Annotated in this window: 14 protein-coding genes and 4 pseudogenes; 2 read left to right on the forward strand and 16 right to left on the reverse strand. The window is 46.9% G+C overall.

Translation table 11 applies throughout. The features are described 5' to 3' along the window. Positions 1-18 precede the first annotated feature (18 nt). A complete protein-coding gene (locus tag BZJ18_RS11645; RefSeq protein ID WP_077456908.1) occupies positions 19-1,245 on the forward strand; it encodes an OFA family MFS transporter in 1,227 nt (408 codons plus the stop codon). 275 nt (positions 1,246-1,520) lie between these two features. Beyond that, the gene (locus BZJ18_RS11650) at positions 1,521-4,202 is read left to right on the forward strand and encodes an EAL domain-containing protein (protein ID WP_198532234.1); all 2,682 of its coding nucleotides are present in this window, start codon (positions 1,521-1,523) and stop codon (positions 4,200-4,202) included. A 37-nt stretch (positions 4,203-4,239) separates the two neighbouring features. Here BZJ18_RS11650 and BZJ18_RS11655 read toward each other — a convergent pair whose 3' ends face one another. From BZJ18_RS11655 to BZJ18_RS11730, 16 genes and pseudogenes are all read right to left on the reverse strand, one after another. Beyond that, positions 4,240-4,974: a hypothetical protein gene (locus tag BZJ18_RS11655; RefSeq protein WP_077456912.1), complete on the reverse strand. Its 735-nt coding sequence runs from the start codon at positions 4,972-4,974 to the stop codon at positions 4,240-4,242. Between the two features lie 64 nt (positions 4,975-5,038). Next, positions 5,039-5,773, reverse strand: coding sequence for a hypothetical protein (locus BZJ18_RS11660; RefSeq protein ID WP_077456914.1), 735 nt, complete (start codon positions 5,771-5,773; stop codon positions 5,039-5,041). Beyond that, positions 5,770-8,364: a hypothetical protein gene (locus BZJ18_RS11665; protein ID WP_077456916.1), complete on the reverse strand. Its 2,595-nt coding sequence runs from the start codon at positions 8,362-8,364 to the stop codon at positions 5,770-5,772. Before BZJ18_RS11665 ends, BZJ18_RS11660 begins: the two co-directional genes overlap by 4 nt. 1 nt (position 8,365) lies before the next feature. Then, entirely contained in the window at positions 8,366-9,322 is a 957-nt protein-coding gene (locus BZJ18_RS11670; protein ID WP_077456918.1) for a hypothetical protein, read from the reverse strand. A gap of 1 nt (position 9,323) precedes the next feature. Further along, on the reverse strand, positions 9,324-10,280 hold the full coding sequence (locus BZJ18_RS11675) for a hypothetical protein (protein ID WP_077456920.1): 957 nt from the start codon (positions 10,278-10,280) through the stop codon (positions 9,324-9,326). A 1-nt stretch (position 10,281) separates the two neighbouring features. Continuing rightward, on the reverse strand, positions 10,282-11,013 hold the full coding sequence (locus BZJ18_RS11680) for a hypothetical protein (protein ID WP_077456922.1): 732 nt from the start codon (positions 11,011-11,013) through the stop codon (positions 10,282-10,284). Between the two features lie 57 nt (positions 11,014-11,070). Further along, positions 11,071-11,805, reverse strand: a complete 735-nt coding sequence (locus BZJ18_RS11685) for a hypothetical protein (protein ID WP_077456924.1) — start codon at positions 11,803-11,805, stop codon at positions 11,071-11,073. Next, positions 11,802-12,929: a hypothetical protein gene (locus BZJ18_RS11690; protein WP_131825286.1), complete on the reverse strand. Its 1,128-nt coding sequence runs from the start codon at positions 12,927-12,929 to the stop codon at positions 11,802-11,804. Before BZJ18_RS11690 ends, BZJ18_RS11685 begins: the two co-directional genes overlap by 4 nt. Beyond that, positions 12,815-15,190 carry a toxin VasX gene (locus BZJ18_RS17730; protein ID WP_077456928.1) on the reverse strand — a complete coding sequence of 792 codons (2,376 nt, stop codon included), beginning with the start codon at positions 15,188-15,190 and terminating at the stop codon, positions 12,815-12,817. The genes BZJ18_RS11690 and BZJ18_RS17730 overlap by 115 nt, the downstream gene beginning before the upstream one ends. Further along, entirely contained in the window at positions 15,187-16,077 is an 891-nt protein-coding gene (locus BZJ18_RS11700; protein WP_077456930.1) for a DUF4123 domain-containing protein, read from the reverse strand. Before BZJ18_RS11700 ends, BZJ18_RS17730 begins: the two co-directional genes overlap by 4 nt. Further along, positions 16,077-17,087 (reverse strand): annotated as a pseudogene (locus BZJ18_RS11705) (type VI secretion system Vgr family protein); the annotation flags it as partial. The pseudogene BZJ18_RS11705 and the gene BZJ18_RS11700, both read right to left, overlap by 1 nt. Positions 17,088-17,097: 10 nt before the next feature. After that, positions 17,098-18,390, reverse strand: a pseudogene (gene tssI / locus BZJ18_RS11710) (type VI secretion system tip protein TssI/VgrG); the annotation flags it as partial. Between the two features lie 123 nt (positions 18,391-18,513). Beyond that, a pseudogene (tssD, locus tag BZJ18_RS11715) lies at positions 18,514-18,807 on the reverse strand (type VI secretion system tube protein TssD); the annotation flags it as partial. Next, a complete protein-coding gene (locus tag BZJ18_RS11720) occupies positions 18,744-19,268 on the reverse strand; it encodes an Hcp family type VI secretion system effector (protein ID WP_241824955.1) in 525 nt (174 codons plus the stop codon). The gene BZJ18_RS11720 and the pseudogene tssD (BZJ18_RS11715), both read right to left, overlap by 64 nt. Positions 19,269-19,364: 96 nt before the next feature. Then, a pseudogene (tssD, locus tag BZJ18_RS11725) lies at positions 19,365-19,646 on the reverse strand (type VI secretion system tube protein TssD); the annotation flags it as partial. A gap of 184 nt (positions 19,647-19,830) precedes the next feature. Continuing rightward, positions 19,831-21,120: a type VI secretion system ImpA family N-terminal domain-containing protein gene (locus BZJ18_RS11730; protein WP_077456938.1), complete on the reverse strand. Its 1,290-nt coding sequence runs from the start codon at positions 21,118-21,120 to the stop codon at positions 19,831-19,833. Positions 21,121-21,145 lie beyond the last annotated feature (25 nt).

Below are 21,145 nucleotides of genomic sequence, written 5' to 3' on the forward strand. Positions count from 1 at the left end.
AAACCCTGGAGCGTTACCATGAACGCACGTTTATCCCCCGGCATGAAAACCCTGCTTGGCACTGTATTAGCCCAATTTGCACTTGGCTCTGTCTATACATGGAGCCTGTTTAATGCTCCCCTTGCAGCCCAACTTAACGAGCCTGTCAGCCAAGTGGCTTTCACCTTTGGTATTATGACACTGGCACTGGCGTTAGCGTCTTCCGTTTCCGGCCATCTGCAAGCACGCTTTGGTGTGCGCCGTGTAACTATCGGCGCAGGCTTATTGCTTGGCGCCAGCCTCGCACTAACCTCTGTCGTCGGCCAACTATGGCTACTTTATCTTACCGCCGGCCTTCTGATTGGCTTGGCTGACGGTACTGGCTACCTCATGACGCTCTCCAATTGCGTACGCTTTTTTCCAAAAAACAAAGGGCTTGCATCAGCTTGTGCCATTGGCGCTTATGGGTTAGGCAGCTTAGGTTTTAAATACATCAATCTATACTTTTTAGCCGCAGGCGGTGCAGCACTCAGCTTTCAAATGTGGGCGGTTCTGGCCTGTGTCATGGTCGTGATTGGCGGCGCACTGATGCACGATGCACCACAACAAAAAGCAGGTACAAACACATCTGAGACTGATGCACCTGCCGATTACACGCTCTCTGAGTGTTTTAAAACGCCACAGTTTTGGCTGCTTGCCACAGTATTCGTCACGATTTGTATGAGTGGGCTTTATGTCATTGGCGTCGCTAAAGATGTGGGTGAACTTTATGTCCACCTTGATGCTGCCACCGCTGCGGAAGCGGTTGCCATTATCGCACTGGCCAATCTAGGCGGCCGTCTGGTGCTGGGTGTGCTGTCTGACCGCATGGCGCGCAGCAAAGTGGTTGGCTTAGCGCTGTTAGTCTGCGCCGCCGGTGTCGGCATGCTCCGCTTTATGCCACTTGACCAATACAGTTTCTATCTATCAGTTGCTTGTGTCGCATTCAGCTTTGGTGGCGCAATTACGGTCTTCCCAACCTTAGTCAGCGACTATTTTGGTATGAATCACCTCAGCCAGAACTACGGGTTTATTTATCTTGGCTTTGGTGTGGGCAGCTTTATGGGCTCTGTCATTGCAGCGCTATTTGGTGGCTTTGTCGCCGCGTTCAGTGTCATGCTGGTGATGATCGCGCTCTCGCTATGCATTGCCTTTACTATCCAAGCGCCGAAACGTGATAACCAAGCGGTCAATCACAGCTGGCAGCTTGAATCGTCAACCCATTAAGCGCTCGCCATCTCGGCACGTTACCTCGCTCTGAACGCTTTCCATGATTCAGGGCGAGGTATTTCTCTCTCCAATCTTCATTCTTATCTCCCCACGGACTCTTCCCTTATTCACATAAGACTAAAATGTGACAGTGTCACCAAGAGGTGAATATTTACACTGTAAAGTCCCAGAGTGTGGGCGATATCTCCTTGCTTTATTGATCATTCCTTAACCCTTGCCTATTTTCTATGGACGGCAGATCGCCACTCCTCGCTTTTATATTAGGTTTTTGCATGGCACGTACGTTGTTTGTCACCCTACACAGCAAAGCCGCACTGATTTTCCTTCTCGGTATTGTTGGGATCATCTTTAGCAGCTTATTAGTGACTCGCTATTTCTTTTTGTTTGGTATTAACCATTTAGAAGACATAGAGATAACCCGTGCCAACCAGCAGGCAAAAGCCGTTATCCAACGCGTGGTTGATAATCAAGTTGAGTACGCCGTCGATTGGGCCTATTGGGATGACACCTATACGCTACTCACCAACGGGAATACACAATATGCCAGCCGCAATCTCGAGGCCGATACACTGATTTCACTCGGGTTGAGTATGATGGGTTTTGCTGATTTAGACGGTCGCGTGGTGGAGGCTCGGGTGCTCAATAACGATGATGAACGTGAGTTTATCCAACGCATTTATCAATCAGCCGCTATCCGTGAGCATATTTCGCAATCGCTGCCCGATGATGCCCTGACGCCACTTTCCGGCCTGTTAGAGATAGATAATCGCCTTTGGGTGATCAGCCTCAACCCCATTCGTGATAGTTCAGGCACAGCGCCAGCGGTGGGTTGGATGGTATGGGGCCAAGCGCTCACCGGACGTTTTCCATCAGCCTATGAGAACATCCTTACCGGCGACAACAGCCTGCTTGAAGGTGCAATTCTGAAACAAATTGAAACCAGCGAGCATATTGTTCGTACCGACACCAAGCTGACTCGCTACACCCCTTTGTACGACTTAAATAACCAGATTATCGCGACCCTGAAAACCACCGAACAGCGGCGTTACTATCAAAAAGGTAGGCAAGTATTCCGGTACTTGATCATGACGATGCTCGCTATCACATCACTGATTAGCGTACTCGTTTTTATACTCTATCGCCGGAAAATCGCGAAACAGTTTATTTCCTTTGAGCGCGATATCAGTGCCCTCCTCGGCGACGGCCCGTTACCGCACATACGCAAAGATACATTCACCCATATTACCGAGCAAATTAAGGCGCTAGCGCACGCGTCATCAAAAACAGAACGCCAACTCAAGGAAACGCTGTCGCGCTTCGATGCCTTGTACCACAGCCAGCACTTGGGAATGATTATCTTAATGGATGATCAAATTATCGATGTCAATCAAGCACTATTGGAATTATTGGGGTACGAACGAGAACAAATTACCAGTTTATCCATTCGTGAACTCTGCCGTAACGATGAGAGCACACTCGCGCGTCTTACCTCCCTCTATCACCAAAGCTCCCGCGATGTGACTCACTTTGAGACGGCCCTGCGCTGCTATAAAGGAAATACTCTGCCTTGTGCTATTGAGGCAGTCAGGCTCGATGACGGAGAAAACAGCTCGCTGATGCTTTCCGTAAAAGACATTAGCCAACAAAAACAACAAGCAGAGCTGATTGAAACCTTATCACACTATGACACCCTATCTGGCTTACTCAATCGCCCATCAACAACAGAAGCGTTGAACGCGGCATTGGCAAACCAAACCGGTGTATTCGCACTTTATTTTATTGCCACACGGCTGAGAGAGATCTACGAGATTTATGGCCATCATGCCTATGACAGCATGGTGAAACACATTGCCGATACCTTAAAAGGACAGTTTGTTGGTGCCACCATAGGCCGATTAAGCGAAAACGAGTTCATTGTCTTTACCGACAAAAGCAATGAGCGTGACCTTGAGGCTCATGCCTGTCTTGCCCTCAAAGCCAGTGATAACCATATTGCACTGACCGATGCCGAGTTTGATATTGGCTTGAAAGGCGCGCTGATCGGCCCACACCTGCAGTTCCAGCACTTTGAAACCTTGGTACATTGCGGTTTTTACGCTATTGAACAAGCACGTACCGGTAGTAAATACCGCGTGGAGATCGTTGACGAACATATCGCACAGGCAGCGCAAGAAACCTTGGTGATCAATCGCAACCTTGTCTCTGCGTTAAAAAACAATGAGTTCACCGCCTACTTCCAACCCATTGTCAACGCCACATCCAACCAAGTGATTGGCTTTGAAGCACTGGCACGATGGCATCACCCCTCACTCGGTTTAGTCTCACCAGGTGTTTTTGTTCCTTTGGCAGAAAAACACAAGTTAATCATTGAGTTGGATGAGGTTGTTCTCGAAAAAGCTTGCGCATTCTTACAACAATTACAGCAGCATTGGCGTAAAAAATCACAACATCGTCTGACCATCCACGTGAACCTTTCCAGTCCCCACTTTGGCGCGAGACGATTAGTGGACAATCTAAAACGCTTGATCAATCGCTATCAGCTTGCCCCGGGGCAACTGGTACTCGAAGTAACGGAAAGTATTCTGCTAGGTGCCGATAAAGAAACCATCAAACGAATGCATGCGTTAAAAGCGTTAGGCGTACAACTGGCTCTCGATGACTTTGGAACCGGCTACTCGTCATTCAGTTCTTTATGTAATTTCCCGCTCGATATCGTCAAATTGGATAAATCGTATATGAGCGAAATTGAAACCAATGAAAAGGCCAAAACCTTGGTCCGCAGCATCATCAACATGGCGCAAGAGTTGGGAATGACCACCGTTGCAGAAGGCGTCGAAACCGCCTCTCAATTACGCATTGTGAATGTATGGCGCGTCGATGAAATTCAAGGGTTCTACCACTTCAAACCAATGAGTGCAGAGCAAGCATTAAATACCTTTGGTGAAAATGGTTAATTGTAAAAGCGAGAATAAGCCCGACATAAAAGCTATACTACTCGGTCGCTTTCTCTTCTTCTTGCTGATAAACAGGGTGTTTATACTGTTCCTTCAACCTTTTTATCTTCACGAACTCGATACGAGGAAAAAGTGAGCGTAATGTAGAAAGTAGTTCTTGCTTTTGGTCGATTGTCATGGTGTATATATCGCCACCGTAAGCATGCACATCCTGCTCTGCAGCTTCGAATGACAGCACCCCATCATTCTCTAAGTCAAACACAACCGTACGCTCAGAAATCAAGATATAAGAGTGATTTACATTAGGACGAAAATTCGTCATCCCAAACGACATCAGCGCAAAACCACCGGCCCCAACAAAGGCAAGAGGACCGAGCATAAACGCAGCAATAATACAAACCACAATACCCACCCACGCAAAACCACGTACTACCTGATAGGCAACATCGGGGATCATGTCTTTTTCTGTGTAATGAATACCCAGAGACGTTAAGTGATAACAGCGATGCTTGTCAGGCGTAAATAGGTATCTTGTTATCAACGTCATCATCGTCATGAACGCAAAAACCACCCAAAAAAAGGGTCTATCTACTGTAAAACCATCAAGTACCAACCATAAAAAAACAAATATTGAATAGTTAACAAATATCGCGACTACCCAGCGCCATAGGTATTCGTATTTTCCTCCCCATCCTTTATGCTCCCAATAGTGGACGGTTTCCGCCTCATAGAGTCTCTTTTCAATGGGATCTATAGTTTCGATATTACTCAATTCTCAATCCAATGGTACGCATCATTCACTCTTCCCGAATTGAAGTGAGCTGTTAAAAATCATCCTATTCGGCAGCGCTCTCTTCTTCTTGCTGATAGATAGAATGTTTATATTGATCTCTTGCCCTATTGATTTTGATAACTTCTAGATTAGGGAAAAGAGTATATAAGTGATTTATAACGGTGAGTTTTTCTTCATACGTTTGAGTATATACACGACGTTTATATTCAAGATTTTCTTTCTCTGGAATCGTGAAAGAAAGCACATTATCGTTAATCAGATCAAACAAAATAGTTCGTTCGTCCATCAATATATAAGAGTGGTTTACATCAGGACGAAAATTCGTCATCCCAAACGACATCAGCGCAAACCCACCGGCCCCAACAAACGCAAGAGGACCGAGCACAAACACGGCAATAATACAGACCACGATACCCACCCATGAAAACCCACGCACCACCTGATAGGCAACATCGGGGATCATGTCTTTTTCTGTGTAATGAATACCCAGAGACGTTAAGTGATAACAGTAGTGTTTATCAGGTGAGAGAAGGTACCTTGACACCAACACCATCATTGCCATGAAAAAAAACAACACCCAAAACTCAGGCGTATCAACAGTCAGCTCGTCAATGACAGACCAAAGAAAAAGTAGAAATAGCACTGCGAATGAAATAGACCAAATCCAATCTAACAAATTATTATATTTRAAACCGGCTCCTTTATATTCCCAAGAATGCACTATTTTTTCATTATAGATTTTTTCTTTTAGAGGCTCTATACGTTCTTTATAGCTCATACATCTACGCTCACTTCAATAGTACGTTTMGCAAGTTCTTTGTCTTTCGGAGCTGGAGTAACGAGTAAGTCACCTCGGTTATTGCCAATAGCCACATAGCCCAGCGTCTCATCTTCTGATGCTTGCCAAGCAAACGGCATACTCACGAGTACTGCCACAGTATCGTCAGTGCTACCACCGATATTTAATCGGTAGATAGGACTTCCTGATGCTTTGTCTTTACTCCAACTTCCTTGCTCCTCATTAACCATTACGGCTGGCTGGGGATCAGCATTACGGTAGCGATAGCTTTTAGCTTTGGGCTTGCGGGTGATTTGTAAACCAATTTTTGTATCCCGAGTAAACGCAGGCAGGGTTAATTCTAATTGCCATTGCTCACTGCCTGGATCCATCCATTGTGAAGGGCGACGATTAAGAACTGGAATCAGTTTAGCTTGCGGCTTGTTAATTATGTGTTCTAAGGAAGTTAATTCATCAATGGGATCCCATTGCTTTGAATCTTTACCCCAGAGGGAATGACGTAGCCATTTCTCAAGCTCAGAGCGCTTAAAGGCATTTATGACCATAACAGCAATCATATACACAATACCAGCAACCATAAGCGTAGTCAGCATCCAGCGAGAAAGCATAGTACCTATAACCCTTGTACCCCTGAAGTTATAATATGTTGCCCTAATTTGCATAGAAAATACGAAGACTTGAGCAGTTGTCGCTAGACCTTTTAGGCCATAACCAAATCTTTCCATTGGGGCATGGTCTGAATTCAATACTTTTTCACCACTTTCCCACGTTTCTAGCCCCGTTGCTAACAAGCCAAATAACGACACCATTGCAGTGGTTTTAGCAAAGGTCTTTAGAGTGGCTCCTTTTAACTTACCTTGTTCGTCTATTGCTTCACGAAGGCTTAGTTCAAGTAGTGTTCCATCTTTGACGATTTTTTTCCATGCCACATCGCGCCAAAGTCCTGCAATCTGGGAAACCGCATAGGCGGTCGAGTAGGTCGCTTCTCTTAGTGCTGGGTTTGCCCAAAAGCTAGTCTCTGGATGCTGTTCGGCTTTATAGCGAATATTATGCAAAACTGATGCGCTATTCCAAATATTGAGGATCGCAAGTATGCCTCCCATTTTACCGAGCTTATTCCACGATGTTTGAGCAGCTTGTGTGCCTTTTTGCCAGATGCGCTCAATGGCTTGATTGAGCATTTTTTTCGCTGCATCATTCGCCGCTTGATGCTTTAGCGTTACCATTTGAGGTAACTCACTACTCAATAGCTTCTGCAGCCTTTGCTGAGCTGCATGCATGGACTTAATCTGGTGATTTTTAGGGGTCGGTTGCCCTACCGGAGGTTGGCTGATCCGTGTAATCATCGCCACTTCGGCATTCACCTTTCGCTGCCATGCCGAAACTTGCGCCGGATAGTCTGGGTTGTGTGCGACAATTGCTTCTGGATTAACGATTGCCTCCAATATCACTAACCGTAAATTACTGATCATGCCTGCAGGGCTATGCGCGGTATTCATTTGGCTAGGAAACAACAGGTTGGTTATCGCTCGCCACGTCTGTTCTGCCGCACCTGATGTCGCATGCTGCAACGCAGCAAAGCTTTTTTTCACAGGCTCTGAAAGCGATTTAAACCATTCCTTCTCTTGGATACGAACATCGCCCGTGAATCCATCATAGTTAGCAATCGCACTAAACAGTGCCAACATGTCTCCCGGTTTATCTAAGCCGATAAAATGATGCTCAATCTTCTGCACTTCATCATTCAGTGCTTGCCAATTGTCTTTTGAGAATCCCACTGACGCCAGCGCCAAGAGATTATCAGGCTGATCAAAGTCCAGAACTTTATTCAGTTCAGCCTGTGCTTCCTCATTGTTTATCGCGTGTTTTACGCCAACCAAATATTGACTCACTAAGCTCAGCAGATATACCAAATGATCGGTGTCTTGATTGTCTACACCCACAATGGCTGGTTCGGTGCTTAATTGTTTAAGGCCATGCATAAAGTCTTTGTAGCGAGTGGCGATGCGCGCATCAAGGCCTTGTAATTGGTTGTAATGATCCGAGAGAAATGCCTCTAGCGCTTCCCAATCCACTTCATCGCTGAACATAGACCAGCGCTGTTTTTGCTCTTCAGTGAGTTGGTAATCGTATTGTTCCTCAAGAAGCGCCCCTTTATTTAACGCCTCTTCTTGCAGTGGCGTCATCGGCACAGTCGCAACATTAGGATTACTTTCTAACGCAGCTCGCTCTTGGTCAGCAAGCCGTTGTGTCGCAAGATAGTCAATGACATGGCGCTCAAATGCCAACTCTCTGATAGGGTCACCCTTCACTGAGCTGGGTACTTCGTCTTGCTCTAATTTCACGCCTGCTAGCATTCGCGTCAGCTCAGCCATTTGGAGCTTATGCATGTTCTCTTCGTCTTTTAAAATAACACTCTGTCGCGGCATTGTTTCTCGAGCAAGTGATAAAGCAATGGTGTCATTTGCCTCGGTAAAGGGGAACACTTGCCCTTTGGTCAGTAGCCGTTGCAAAAAACCGTGCGATGGTTTAGCGGATTGTAGCTGCAGTTGCTCAGTGTTGTAGGCCATATCAGCTATCTGCAAAGATATTGATTTTTGGACCGGTAGCGGGCGATGTTTTTTGTTTTTCGGCTATTTCCGCTAGCGTCTTCTTGTAGGTTTCATCGCTCATATCTCGCCAGTAACGCGGGTCACGGCCAGTCTGCTGATCATGAGCAGCGGTTACAGGGTCTTTGGCTCGAGCTTCTTCTAATACCAACAGATCTGGCACCGGTTGACTCACATCCATGTAACGCTGGATCATATTCCAAAGACGCTGGTACTCCACCACACGCTCGTTGGTGCCAATTAAATTACTAATAGGCACTCCCACAGAGTAAGGCTGATAGCGATGAACTAGCATTAAGTTATAGTTTAGGTGGCCTTGCGGACTCGGTGCCGACATCAACACACAGTCAAATTCGATAAAAGGATGCGTAAAGCGCACTTTATTGCCACGCTTATACAGCGTCACCATCCCTGTTTGACGGTTTAAGCTATATACACGTTTGCTTTTTAAGAAAGGGGCTAGGAAATAATAGCCTTTACATACCAACTTGTAGTGCCCCCATATAAGCAAACAAGGAAGCGTAAAATAAAGGGTCAGGCCATAAAAAACAGCTGATAAGTCATCCCATCTTTCACCCCAACTTCCATGACTGAATAATAATGGAAAAAGAAAGATCAAGTAAAACAATGGCAAAAACAAAATCAATAGTATTTTTGTCATAGTTAATAAAAATGTATAAAACTGAGACCAGCCGGATAATGCTTCACTATTCAATCTTTCTTCATTCCAGTATAACGACTTATTGTCGCCCTCTATCTCCTTAAGATAAGAGGGCGTAATCTCTCCCGCCAAAGATAGAGCAATGGTGTCATTTGCCTTGGTAAAGGGGAACACTTGCCCTTTGGTTAGTAGCCGCTGTAAAAGGCCGTGCGGTGGTTTTGTGGGTTGTAGAGATAGTTGCTCGGTGTTGTAGGTCATATCAGCTATCTGCAAAGATATTGATCTTTGGACCGGTCGCAGGCAATGTTTTTTGTTGTTCGGCTATTTCCGCTAGGGTCTTCTTGTAGGTTTCATCGCTCATATCTCGCCAGTAACGCGGGTCGCGGCCAGTCTGTTGATCATGAGCAGCGGTTACAGGGTCTTTGGCTCGAGCTTCTTCTAGCACCAAAAGATCTGGCATCGGTTGACTCACATCCATGTAACGCTGGATCATATTCCACAAGCGCTGGTACTCCACCACTCGCTCGTTGGTGCCAATTAAATTACTAATAGGTACACCCACAGAGTAAGGCTGATAGCGATGAACTAACATCAAATTGTAGTTCAGGTGACCTTGTGGACTCGGTGCTGACATCAACACACAGTCAAATTCAATAAAAGGATGCGTAAAGCGCACTTTATTGCCACGCTTATACAGCGTCACCATCCCTGTTTGACGGTTTAAGCTATATACACGTTTGCTTTTCAAAAAAGGTGCTAAGAAATAGTAGCCTTTACATACCAGTTTATAGTGACCCCATATAAATAAGCAAGGAAGCGTAAAATAAAGGGTCAGGCCATAAAAAACAGCTGATAAGTCATCCCATCTTTCACCCCAACTTCCATGACTGAATAATAATGGAAAAAGAAAGATCAAGTAAAACAATGGCAAAAACAAAATCAATAGTATTTTTGCCAGCCCCACCATTAAAAAGTATAGTTGAGACCAGCCTGATAAAGATTCACTATCTAAGCTTTCTTCGGTCCAGAATGAAGGCTTTTCATTTCCTTCTGTCTCTTTTATTTTAGATGGTAATGTTTCTCGAGCAAGTGATAAAGCAATGGTGTCATTTGCTTTGGTAAAGGGAAACACTGTCCCCTTAGTGAGTAGCTGCTGYAAAAAACCGTGCGGTGTTTTAGCGGGTTGTAGCTGCAGTTGCTCGGTGTTGTAGGTCATACTACTGAGCCGCTTTCTCTTCTTCTTGCTGATAGACAGGATGTTTATACTGGTCTTTCAACCTTTTTATCTTCACGAACTCGATACTAGGAAAAAGTGAACGTAATGTAGAAAGTAGTTCTTGCTTTTGGTCGAGTGTCGTGGTGAATACATTCCCACCATAGGCATGCACATCCTGCTCTGCAGCTTCAAGTGACAGTACCCCATCGTTCTCTAAATCAAACACAACCGTACGCTCAGAAATCAAGATATAAGAGTGATTTACATTTGGCCGAAAATTCGTCATCCCAAGCGACATCAACGCAAAACCACCTGCCCCAACAAATGCGAGAGGACCGAGAACAAATACGGCAATAACACAGACCACGATGCCCACCCACGCAAAACCACGCACGATCTGATAAGCAACATCGGGGATCATGTCTTTTTCTGTATAATGAATACCCAAAGAGGTTAGATAATAACAACGGTGCTTGTCAGGAAAAAAGAGATATCTCGTCATTAAAAAACCCATGGTTGCTAATGTAAAACAAAACAAAGAACCAGAGCTCCATATCGGAGTGTCCTCAACGACCATCAAGAATACAGGCAGAAATAAGCCAATAAAGAGAGCAATAAACAATCTAATAAGACTAGAATGCTTTCCAGCAATACCAGAAAACTCCCAATAATATTCAACTTTACTCTTATACAATTGCTCTTTTAGCACTTCGGTTTTCTTATTAGACGTCATTTAATTAACTCTCACTTCAATGGTGCGTGTCATTAGTTTTCTCCGAATTGAAGTGAGTTATTCGGCTGCTTTCTCTTCTTCTTGCTGATAAACAGGGTGTTTATACTGATCTTTCAGCCTTTTTATCTTTACGAACTCGATACTAGGGAAAAGTGAACGTAATGTAGAAAGCAGTTCTTGCTTTTGGTCGAGTGTATTGGTGAATATATCACCATAGTAAGCATACGCACCTTTCTCGGGGATGGCGAATGACAATACACCATCATTCTCTAAATCAAACACAACCGTACGCTCACAAATCAATGTAGAATGCTTATTAATCGTAGGGCGGAAATTCGTCATCCCAAACGACATCAGTGCAAAACCACCGGCCCCAACAAAGGCAAAAGGACCGAGCATAAACGCGGCTATAATGCAGACCACAATACCCGCCCATGCAAAGCCACGTACTACCTGATAGGCAACATCGGGGATCATGTCTTTTTCTGTGTAGTAAATACCTAGTGAGGTCAAGTGATAACAGTAGTGTTTATCAGGAGAGAGAAGGTACCTTGACACCAACACCATCATTGCCATGAAAAAAAACAACACCCAAAACTCAGGCGTATCAACAGTCAGTTCATCAATGACAGACCAAAGAAAAAGTAGGAATAGCACTGCGAATGAAATAGACCAAATCCAATCTAACAAATTATTATATTTGAAACCGGCTCCTTTATATTCCCAAGAATGCACTATTTTTTCATTATAGATTTTTTCTTTTGGAGGCTCTATATATTCTTTATAGCTCATTCATTTACTCTCACTTCAATAGTACGTTTCGCAAGTTCTTTGTCTTTCGGTGCTGGAGTAACGAGTAAGTCACCTTGATTATTACCAATAGCCACGTAGCCGAGCATCTCATCTTCTGAGGCTTGCCAAGCAAACGGCATACTGATGAGTACCGCCACCGTATCGTCAGTGGTACCACCCATATTTAGTCGGTAGATAGGACTTCCTGAAGCCTCATCTGTGCTCCATGTACCACCTTGCTCATTGACTACCACTGCAGATTGCGGCTCAGCGAGACGATAGTGATAGTTTTTGTCCTTGGGTTTGCGGGTGATTTGTAAACCAATTTTTGTATCTCGAGTAAACGCAGGAAATATTAATTCTAGTTGCCACTGCTCACTACCCGAATCCATCCATTGGGAGGGACGACGATTAAGAACTGGAATCAGTTTAGCTTGAGGCTTGTGAATTATGTATTCTAAGGAAGTTAATTCATCAATGGGATCCCATTGCTTTGAATCTTTCCCCCAGTGAGAATGACGTAGCCATTTCTCAAGCTCAGAGCGCTTAAAGGCATTTATGACCATAACAGCAATCATATACACAATACCAGCAACCATGAGCGTAGTCAGCATCCAGCGAGAGAGCATGGTACCTATAACCCTTGTACCCCTGAAGTTATAATATGTTGCCCTAATTTGCATAGAAAATACGAACACTTGAGCGGTTGTCGATAGACCTTTTAGGCCATAACCAAACCTTTCCATTGGGGCATGGTCTGAATCCCATGCTTTTTCACCACTATCCCATGTCTCTATGCCTGCCGCGATAAAACCAAACAAAGAAACCGTCGCGGTGGTTTTAGCAAAGGTTTTCAACGTGGCCGCCTTTGAGGCAGTAGAAATATCCAAAGCTTTGTTCAAGCTTATTTGTAAGAGCTTTTCATCGGCGATCATTTTTTTCCATGCCGCATCGCGCCAGAGCCCTGCAACCTGAGAAACCGCATAGGCGGTCGAGTAGGTCGCTTCTCTTAGTGCTGGGTTTGCCCATAAGCTAGTCTCTGGGTGCTGCTCGGCTTTATAACGAATATTATGTAAGACTGATGCGCTATTCCAAATATTGAGGATCGCAAGTATGCCTCCCATTTTACCGAGCTTATTCCACGATGTTTGAGCAGCTTGTGTACCTTTTTGCCAGATGCGCTCAATGGCTTGATTGAGCANGCTTTATAACGAATATTATGTAAGACTGATGCGCTATTCCAAATATTGAGGATCGCAAGTATGCCTCCCATTTTACCGAGCTTATTCCACGATGTTTGAGCAGCTTGTGTACCTTTTTGCCAGATGCGCTCAATGGCTTGATTGAGCATTTTTTTCGCTGCATCATTCGCCGCTTGATGCTTTAGCGTTACCATTTGAGGTAACTCACTACTCAACAGCTTCTGCAACCTCTGCTGAGCGGCATGCATGGTTTGAATCTGATGATTTTTGGGAGTCGGTTGCCCCACCGGTGGTTGGCTGATCCGTGTAATTATTGCAACTTCGGCATTCATCTTTCGCTGCCATGCTGAAACTTGCGCCGGATAGTCTGGGTTGTGTACGACAATTGCTTCTGGATTAACGATTGCCTCCAATATCACTAGCCGTAAATTACTGATCATGCCTGCAGGGCTATTCGTGGTATTCATTTGGCTAGGAAACAACAGGTTGGTTATCGCTCGCCACGTCTGTTCTGCCGCACCTGATGTCGCATGCTGCAACGCAGCAAAACTTTTTCTAACAGGCTCTGCAAGCGATTTAAACCATTCCTTCTCTAGGATACGAACATCGCCCGTAAACCCATTCCAACTGTCAATTGCACCTGACAGAGCCAACATGTCTCCTAGCTTATTAGAGGAGAGAAAATGCTGCTCAATCTTCTGCACTTCATCATTCAGTGCTTGCCAATTGTCTTTTGAGAATCCCACTGACGCCAGCGCCAAGAGATTATCAGGCTGATCAAAGTCCAGAACTTTATTCAGTTCAGCCTGTGCTTCCTCATTGTTTATCGCGTGTTTTACGCCAACCAAATATTGACTCACTAAGCTCAGCAGATACACCAAATGATCCGTGTCTTGATTGTCTACACCCACAATGGCTGGATCGGTGCGTAATTCTTTAAGGCCATGCATAAAGTCTTTGTAGCGAGTGGCGATGCGCGCATCAAGGCCTTGTAATTGGTTGTAATGGTCCGAGAGAAATGCCTCTAGCGCTTCCCAATCCACTTCATCGCTGAACATAGACCAGCGCTGTGTTTGCTCTTCAGTGAGTTGGTAATCGTATTGCTCCTCAAGAAGCGCCCCTTTATTTAAGGCCTCTTCTTGCAGTGACGTCATCGGCACAGTCGCGACATTGGGATTACTTTCTAAAGCCGCTCGCTCTTGGTCAGCAAGCCGTTGTGTCGCAAGATAGTCAATAACATGGCGCTCGAATGCCAACTCTCTGATGGGGTCACCCTTCACTGAGCTGGGTACTTCGTCTTGCTCTAATTTCACGCCTGCTAGCATTCGCGTCAGCTCAGCCATTTGGAGCTTATGCATGTTCTCTTCGTCTTTTAAAATAACACTCTGTCGCGCTACTTCTTGAGATAAAGGCAAGAACAAATCAGACACATCGGCCAACCTATCATCCAGCGCAATAAAAAAGCCTTCATTGGGTTTATCCAAGTCCACCTTGTAGTCAGTGACCGTGCTACCTGGCTTTTGTGCAACGTGTTGGTGTTGTTGATCGTCTTGTTCATCGGTTTCTACATCATCGATTTCATCAAGCGGTGTACACGTACTTGCAAATAACCCAGTCGGCGCGGACTCCTCGCCAATATCAATCACACTTTGTCCGAGTTGCTTTAAACTGCCGGTGTGTGGATGCGCCATGTTCTCGCGATAATAATCAAGATCGAGCTCTCGCATCCACGCACTGCGTAGCTGACCCTTTTCTTGCATCAGCGTTTTTAGGCGTGCCGTCCAGCGTAGATGCGAAAACGCAAGATAGACCGTGTGTTTAACCGGATAGTTTAAACGGCTTGATGTTTCGCCATCGCTGTCATCATTCAGCTTTTTAATGAGTTTGGTACCAGACACTTGGTATTCATCGAGACGCTCCGCGTCTTGGTCGTAGACATACAGCCAACCGTCCCTTAGTTGGCGCAATGTGCGCTGGCTATACTCTGCCTCGATCCACGCTTCACCTTGCCACTTTTTAGGTAAAGCAAATATTGGTGTGTAATCGTCTTGATCATAGCCATTGTCGAACGCATAACGCACAGGAACAAAACCAACGCTGCCACCTTTTAAAGGACACGGTCCGGTTGGGTCGCGGCTATCTTGATTGTTGGCACATTTGGCCGCTGAGATTGGGTCACTCATAGCTGCTCCTGCTGGTTCGATAAGTGAGACTCGGCTTGTTCTGATTCGTGTTTTGCCAATAAGGCCGCTTGCTCGATGCGCTGAGAGGGCGTCAGTGCCGATGGATTGAGAACAATATTGCTTATATCGGGATGCACAGATGCATCAAGCGCTTGCTCACCTACAAAACCTAACACATTGAAAAATTGCGTCAGGTCTTGCCCGGTATGAAATCCTTGCTGATAGGCAGTGTCTGCCCACGTCTGTACCCATTGGTCAGGATCTGACTGAGAGGTAAGACGCTCAGGAAAGTAAGTTTGCATATGTTGCTTAAGGCTTTGTATCTGATTACGCCAAACCACCTTACCAAGTGCGCTCCATTGAGGGTCGGAGAGCTGATAGGGCAACGAGACTGATTTGGCCGACTCAGGGGCATGATAAACTTGCCAACCTTCACGCGTCGGCAGCCAAAGTGCAGACATTAAGGACCAAAAACCACCAAAATCACTAGATAGCAACGCATCAATGCATTCACTGTGCGCCAGCTTTAAGAACACCTTACTGCCATAGGGTGACAGCACTTGAATGAAATCCCGTAACTGATGTGCTGCGTCAAGCCCGGGCTGTGAAGACGCGAATACATATCCGGCGGTAGGTTGATTGAGCGAGGTAAACCATGCCCACACTGCGTCGGTCAATCGTACGATAAAGGGGGAAACCGCGAGCAGCTGGTCATAAGGCGGTTGCGTATAGACAGGCATAATGTCTAACTCTCCTTCCAAGCCATATAGTTGCTGCGCCATGTCTTCAATTTGTCCACCATCGACCATCAAATACAAACGATGACCCTCTTGCGGCTGCATGTCAGGGACGCTATCGAAAAGATTGCTATGCGCCAAAATAGTCATCACTTCTCGCACTCCTCACATAAAGGAGATTGTCCCTTTAGCGCTTCTACTTGACGTTTAGGCGCCAATGATGGCGTATCGTCTGCTCTCGGCGCCCACGATGGCGTCGGCGCCCCTTGCTGTGTTTCTGATGTGGTCATTACATCAACCGCTTGGATATCGGGGAGTGGCGCGGCTTCGGGATCGGCTAAGGCATCAATGGTTTTTGGACGCTTGGCCATTTGGCCATTAAAGCCTGGGCCACTGCCCGCGCTGCCGCCTGAGTTTAAGTTCACCGCGGCACCAGAAGCATGCACGCCAGCCGCATCCACTTTCACAAAGCTACCGCCGGCACTTAAGGTAACTTCTGCACCGGCTTCGATCACCAGTTTGGCGCCGGTTTTTAGGTGAATATCACTCCCGGCATCTACAGCATGAACTTTACCGACTTTATAGTGCTCACTGGCTTTGACGAGATTGGAGTGGTTGCCACCAATACGGGTGCGACTCTCTCCCTCCACGGTATGATGCGCATTGCCCATCACACGATGAAACTGGTCGTTGTGTACCTGATGGTGGTTATCATGACCTATCTCGGTCACGCGGTCGTTTTCTACCTCGGTGTGCCAGTCTTTTTGCGCGTGTAAATACACTTGCTCACTGCCCGATTGGTCTTCGAACGTGAGCTCGTTGTAACCCTCGCCTTGATGACTTTCACTGCGCCAAACCGTCTTGGTTTTGTGTGCCGGTAAGGTATAAGGCGGCACATTGGTGGCATGATAGGTGCGGCCGGTGATAATCGGCTGGTCCGGGTCACCGTGTAAGAAGGACACAATCACTTCATGACCAATGCGGGGAATGGCCATCATGCCGTATTGGCTGCCTGCCCAGCCTTGGGCCACCCGTATCCAGCAGCTGCTTTTGTCATCGCCGTTGGAATAACGGTCCCATGGAAAGTGGACTTTCACCCGCCCGTGTTCATCACAGAAGATTTCTTCGCCATCCGGTCCCACCACGGTGNCCAATGCGGGGAATGGCCATCATGCCGTATTGGCTGCCTGCCCAGCCTTGGGCCACCCGTATCCAGCAGCTGCTTTTGTCATCGCCGTTGGAATAACGGTCCCATGGAAAGTGGACTTTCACCCGCCCGTGTTCATCACAGAAGATTTCTTCGCCATCCGGTCCCACCACGGTGCCTATCATGGGGCCATCCACTTGAGGTTTAGGCGTCGGCGTCGCGCGCCACGGGGTGATGGCAGGAATAAGCATAAACTGGTTGTTGTAGGTGGTGGCGCCTTGGCCGCCCTCTTCTTCCAGTGCTTGCGGTTGGCTGCCTTGGTGATGCACYCGCACCACTTGCCACGCTTGGTTCACGCYCTCATCCAGRTGGTCGCTGATGGTAAAGCGATAGCCSGCYCGTAATGCGGGTTCATTGCTTTGGCCGTTGGCATGCTCGGCCTCACGGCGTAAGTACTCTAAGCGGGTTTGGTTAAACGCCTGTCCAGTGGCATCGTCTTTAAAACGGCCCGGGAAGTCAAAGTGCTCGTAGCTGTCGGTACGCTGGTAATCAATGCCATCAGCTTGCGCCGCTTGTTGAAAACTGTAGCTTGGCTTTTTAAAGCTGTAGTCCTTTAAGGCCGTGTGACTAGGGCGTGCCGCGGTGTGGCGTGTCAGCCCATAGATATACGGGGTATCGGTACGACCGCCGCTGACAGCATTATAGGGCACCGGACTCTCAAGCTGGGGCAAGCTGTCGGGCGCATCGGTCACCACCAGGGTATGGGTGTCGGCATCGTGCTCATGGTGATACACCAAGCCTTCTTCTGCCGCTAAGCGGTGGAAGAACGCCAAGTCACTTTCACGGTGCTGGACACAGTATTCACGCTCGGCATAATCACGGGTTAGCGAGAAGCTAACCTCCGTTACCCCCATTTCCGTGAGCAGGGTTTCTAGAATAGTCGGCACGGTTTGGTGCTGGAAGGTACGACTGTTTTGGCGAAGCGACAGGCGATACAGGGCGGGCACCAAGGTTAAGCGGTAGCGGGTAAAGTGATGACCAATGTCACCTTGGCTAAAGGCACTAGCGATACCCTGCACCCGTTTGACCAGCTCGCCATTGCGCCACAGTGTCAGCTGCACCGGCTTGTCGACCACTTGCTCTGGCGTGATGTCGGTATGGCGGCTCGCCAAGGCCACCTCATACTGGAACCCATACACCGGGTTGCCATTCAGGCCAGCTTGGTGAGAGAGGCACTCGTCCCCTTGGTAGTCCACCACCACGAACGGTTGCGGGTCCAGCCCCGCCACGGTTAACGCTATTTGCAATGTCGCCATCTGTGTATCCTTCGCCCTGCTTGTTTACCCTGATACGTTCAGCCAGACCCTGCCGTCTGGCTCAACGCACCACAGCCCGCCCGTAAAGGCAGGCTGTTTGTGTCTTCATGTCGCCATGAAAGATTAGGCTTCGATTGGCTTGCGCCAGTCGTCTGAGCCTGAGGTACCTGCGTTGACGTGGTCCCACGTGATTTTGCGGTAAGACATCGACACGGTCAGGTTCTGCGTAAAGTCTGACTTCGCTGGGTCTTGGCAATGAGGCATCTCGCAGTGAATGTCCACAATCGAGGCGCTTTCCAGTTTGGTGGTAAAGAAGTTTTCTTGTTTACCTTCAATCGACGTGCGGTACCACTTCAGCTCAACCGTTGACATCTTCTCACCTGACGCCAGTGCGTTATAAAGCAACGGCACCGCTTTGNCCGCGTGATTTTGCGGTAAGACATCGACACCGTCAGGTTCTGCGTAGAGTCTGACTTCGCCGGGTCTTGGCAATGAGGCATCTCGCAGTGAATGTCCACAATCGAGGCGCTTTCCAGTTTGGTGGTAAAGAAGTTTTCTTGTTTACCTTCAATCGACGTGCGGTACCACTTCAGCTCAACCGTTGACATCTTCTCACCTGACGCCAGTGCGTTATAAAGCAACGGCACCGCTTTGTTGAGCGCAACGGTGAATTTAAATGGCTTGTGCACTCGCTGGCCTGATGGCTGACCTGACTGAGGGTCAGTCGGTACGGTCACGTTGTGGTCAAACTGCTGTACCAGCATCTCGTCTTCGTGGCCTTCAACAAAAGCATCACCGATAGAATCCGCGGTGCAGGCACCGGCAGTAATCAAACCCTGAGTTTCACCTTCAATCGAGATATAACATGGCGTTGGCATAATCGCTCCTTTCTAATTAATGGAAGAGGCTGTCCAGTCGGTGCCTCTGTTCGCCATCCCATATAGCGAAATGCATGCCAGCTTTTTTACCTCTATAATNGTTGACATCTTCTCACCTGACGCCAGTGCGTTATAAAGCAATGGCACCGCTTTGTTGAGCGCAACGGTGAACTTAAATGGCTTGTGCACACGTTGGCCTGATGGCTGACCTGACTGAGGGTCAGTCGGTACCGTCACGTTGTGGTCAAACTGTTGTACCAGCATCTCGTCTTCGTGGCCTTCAACAAAAGCATCACCGATAGAATCCGCGGTGCAGGCACCGGCAGTAATCAAACCCTGAGTTTCACCTTCAATCGAGATATAACATGGCGTTGGCATAATCGCTCCTTTCTAATTAATGGAAGAGGCTGTCCAGTCGGTGCCTCTGTTCGCCATCCCATATAGCGAAATGCATGCCAGCTTTTTTATCTCTATAATTCAGTACTTTACTCTCTCACTGACCAATTTTTTGCACGCCACAAGCAAGTTTTTGCTCGGCGAGGCAAGAAGTTGCTTTGCCTGCTTAATTCTCATTCTTCGGGACCGCAGTGGCGGTGGCATCATTCAACGCTTCGTTTAGCTCAGTCACTTTCCAGCTCAAATGATTGAGACGTTCGGTCAGTACCATTAATTCGTTGTTTGCCTTTTCAAACTCACCTTGCTCAATCAACAAGGTGACGTAATCCGCACGACCATAAATAGGCGATAAACTGATCGCAAAATTTTCGAGTGAACGTGTTTGCTTTTGTAGCGCCCACCAACGATTTTGCTCGGCAAGTAGCGCGATATTCGCCATCTTGGTCCGTACCGCTCTGAATTTATCAATATATTTATTAGTGCTTTCCAGTGCCTCTTCTCGCTGCGTGTTATAAGCACTTAACAATACGCTTGATGCTTCATGCTCTCCGTACAACGTCGTGAGCGCATTAAGGTGCTGCGCAGCCAACACTTTGGGCGTTTCAATAGATTGATCGAGTTCTGACTCAATAGCTTGTTGATACATAGCAACAAATGCATCTTGCCAACGTGTCAAAGAAGACGGGCTATATCGTTGAGTAAACTCTTTGAGTGCACGTTCAGAGTTCAAGCTAGGTTGAGGACTGTAGGTAATAAAGGGGGTTTGGAAATACGGAATATAAGGGTAAGCAAGCCAAATAATCACCACTAGGATCGCACCAAACGCGCAAGCGAATACGTTCTGGCGACGACTTTTCTTAACCGTGATGGTAGGGTTTTCCTCCTCATCACGTTTCTGCTGTTTCACGGCACTGTGTAAACGGGTTTCTATCCGGTCTATATGCTCAAATAAAACATAAGCAAGCCCTTCATAATCGACAACATGATGAGGTTGCTGCCGCTCTAAAACATGAAAGAGCGAATCGCAAAGTCGTTCGCAGCGATAGAGGTCACGCAATGCCTGTTGATCGGGCTTGATTTGTTTTAATTCGCTTAACACGCGCGAATTCACCCAATCAAGGGCTTCTTTACGCGCACGCGCTCGTTTCTCATTGACCTCAGTTTCATTATTTAAACATGCAAGCAGCAACTCTAAACCATTGGCAAATTCTGCCAATCCGCTGGTTTTTAGTGCTGCAACGGTAAAATAGCCACTGAGTAATAAATCAATCCCCTTATCACGTGCCAAGGCTTGGCAAGAGTCCTTCACACATGCCCAATCTGTGCCGCCTGATAGCGGAGAATGACGCTTGTTAATTTGTTCCCTAACCGCTTCGTAACGTTCATCATCACGAATGCTTGATGAATCGAGTGAAATCTTAAAGGGTTGGTTATCTATTGAGATAATAAAAGGCATGTTTGGCTTTCCTGATAATGCAGGG

The organism is Salinivibrio sp. IB872 (assembly GCF_001995345.1).
Lineage (GTDB): Bacteria > Pseudomonadota > Gammaproteobacteria > Enterobacterales > Vibrionaceae > Salinivibrio > Salinivibrio proteolyticus.

Bases quoted from the DNA above. Each gene is read 5' to 3' on its own strand.
- BZJ18_RS11645 (WP_077456908.1), top strand. From the start codon at position 19: ATGAACGCACGTTTATCCCCCGGCATGAAAACCCTGCTTGGCACTGTA.
- BZJ18_RS11650 (WP_198532234.1), top strand. From the start codon at position 1,521: ATGGCACGTACGTTGTTTGTCACCCTACACAGCAAAGCCGCACTGATT.
- BZJ18_RS11670 (WP_077456918.1), bottom strand. From the start codon at position 9,322: ATGACCTACAACACCGAGCAACTATCTCTACAACCCACAAAACCACCG.
- BZJ18_RS11680 (WP_077456922.1), bottom strand. From the start codon at position 11,013: ATGACGTCTAATAAGAAAACCGAAGTGCTAAAAGAGCAATTGTATAAG.
- BZJ18_RS11685 (WP_077456924.1), bottom strand. From the start codon at position 11,805: ATGAGCTATAAAGAATATATAGAGCCTCCAAAAGAAAAAATCTATAAT.
- BZJ18_RS11690 (WP_131825286.1), bottom strand. From the start codon at position 12,929: ATGGGAGGCATACTTGCGATCCTCAATATTTGGAATAGCGCATCAGTC.
- BZJ18_RS11700 (WP_077456930.1), bottom strand. From the start codon at position 16,077: ATGACTATTTTGGCGCATAGCAATCTTTTCGATAGCGTCCCTGACATG.
- BZJ18_RS11730 (WP_077456938.1), bottom strand. From the start codon at position 21,120: ATGCCTTTTATTATCTCAATAGATAACCAACCCTTTAAGATTTCACTC.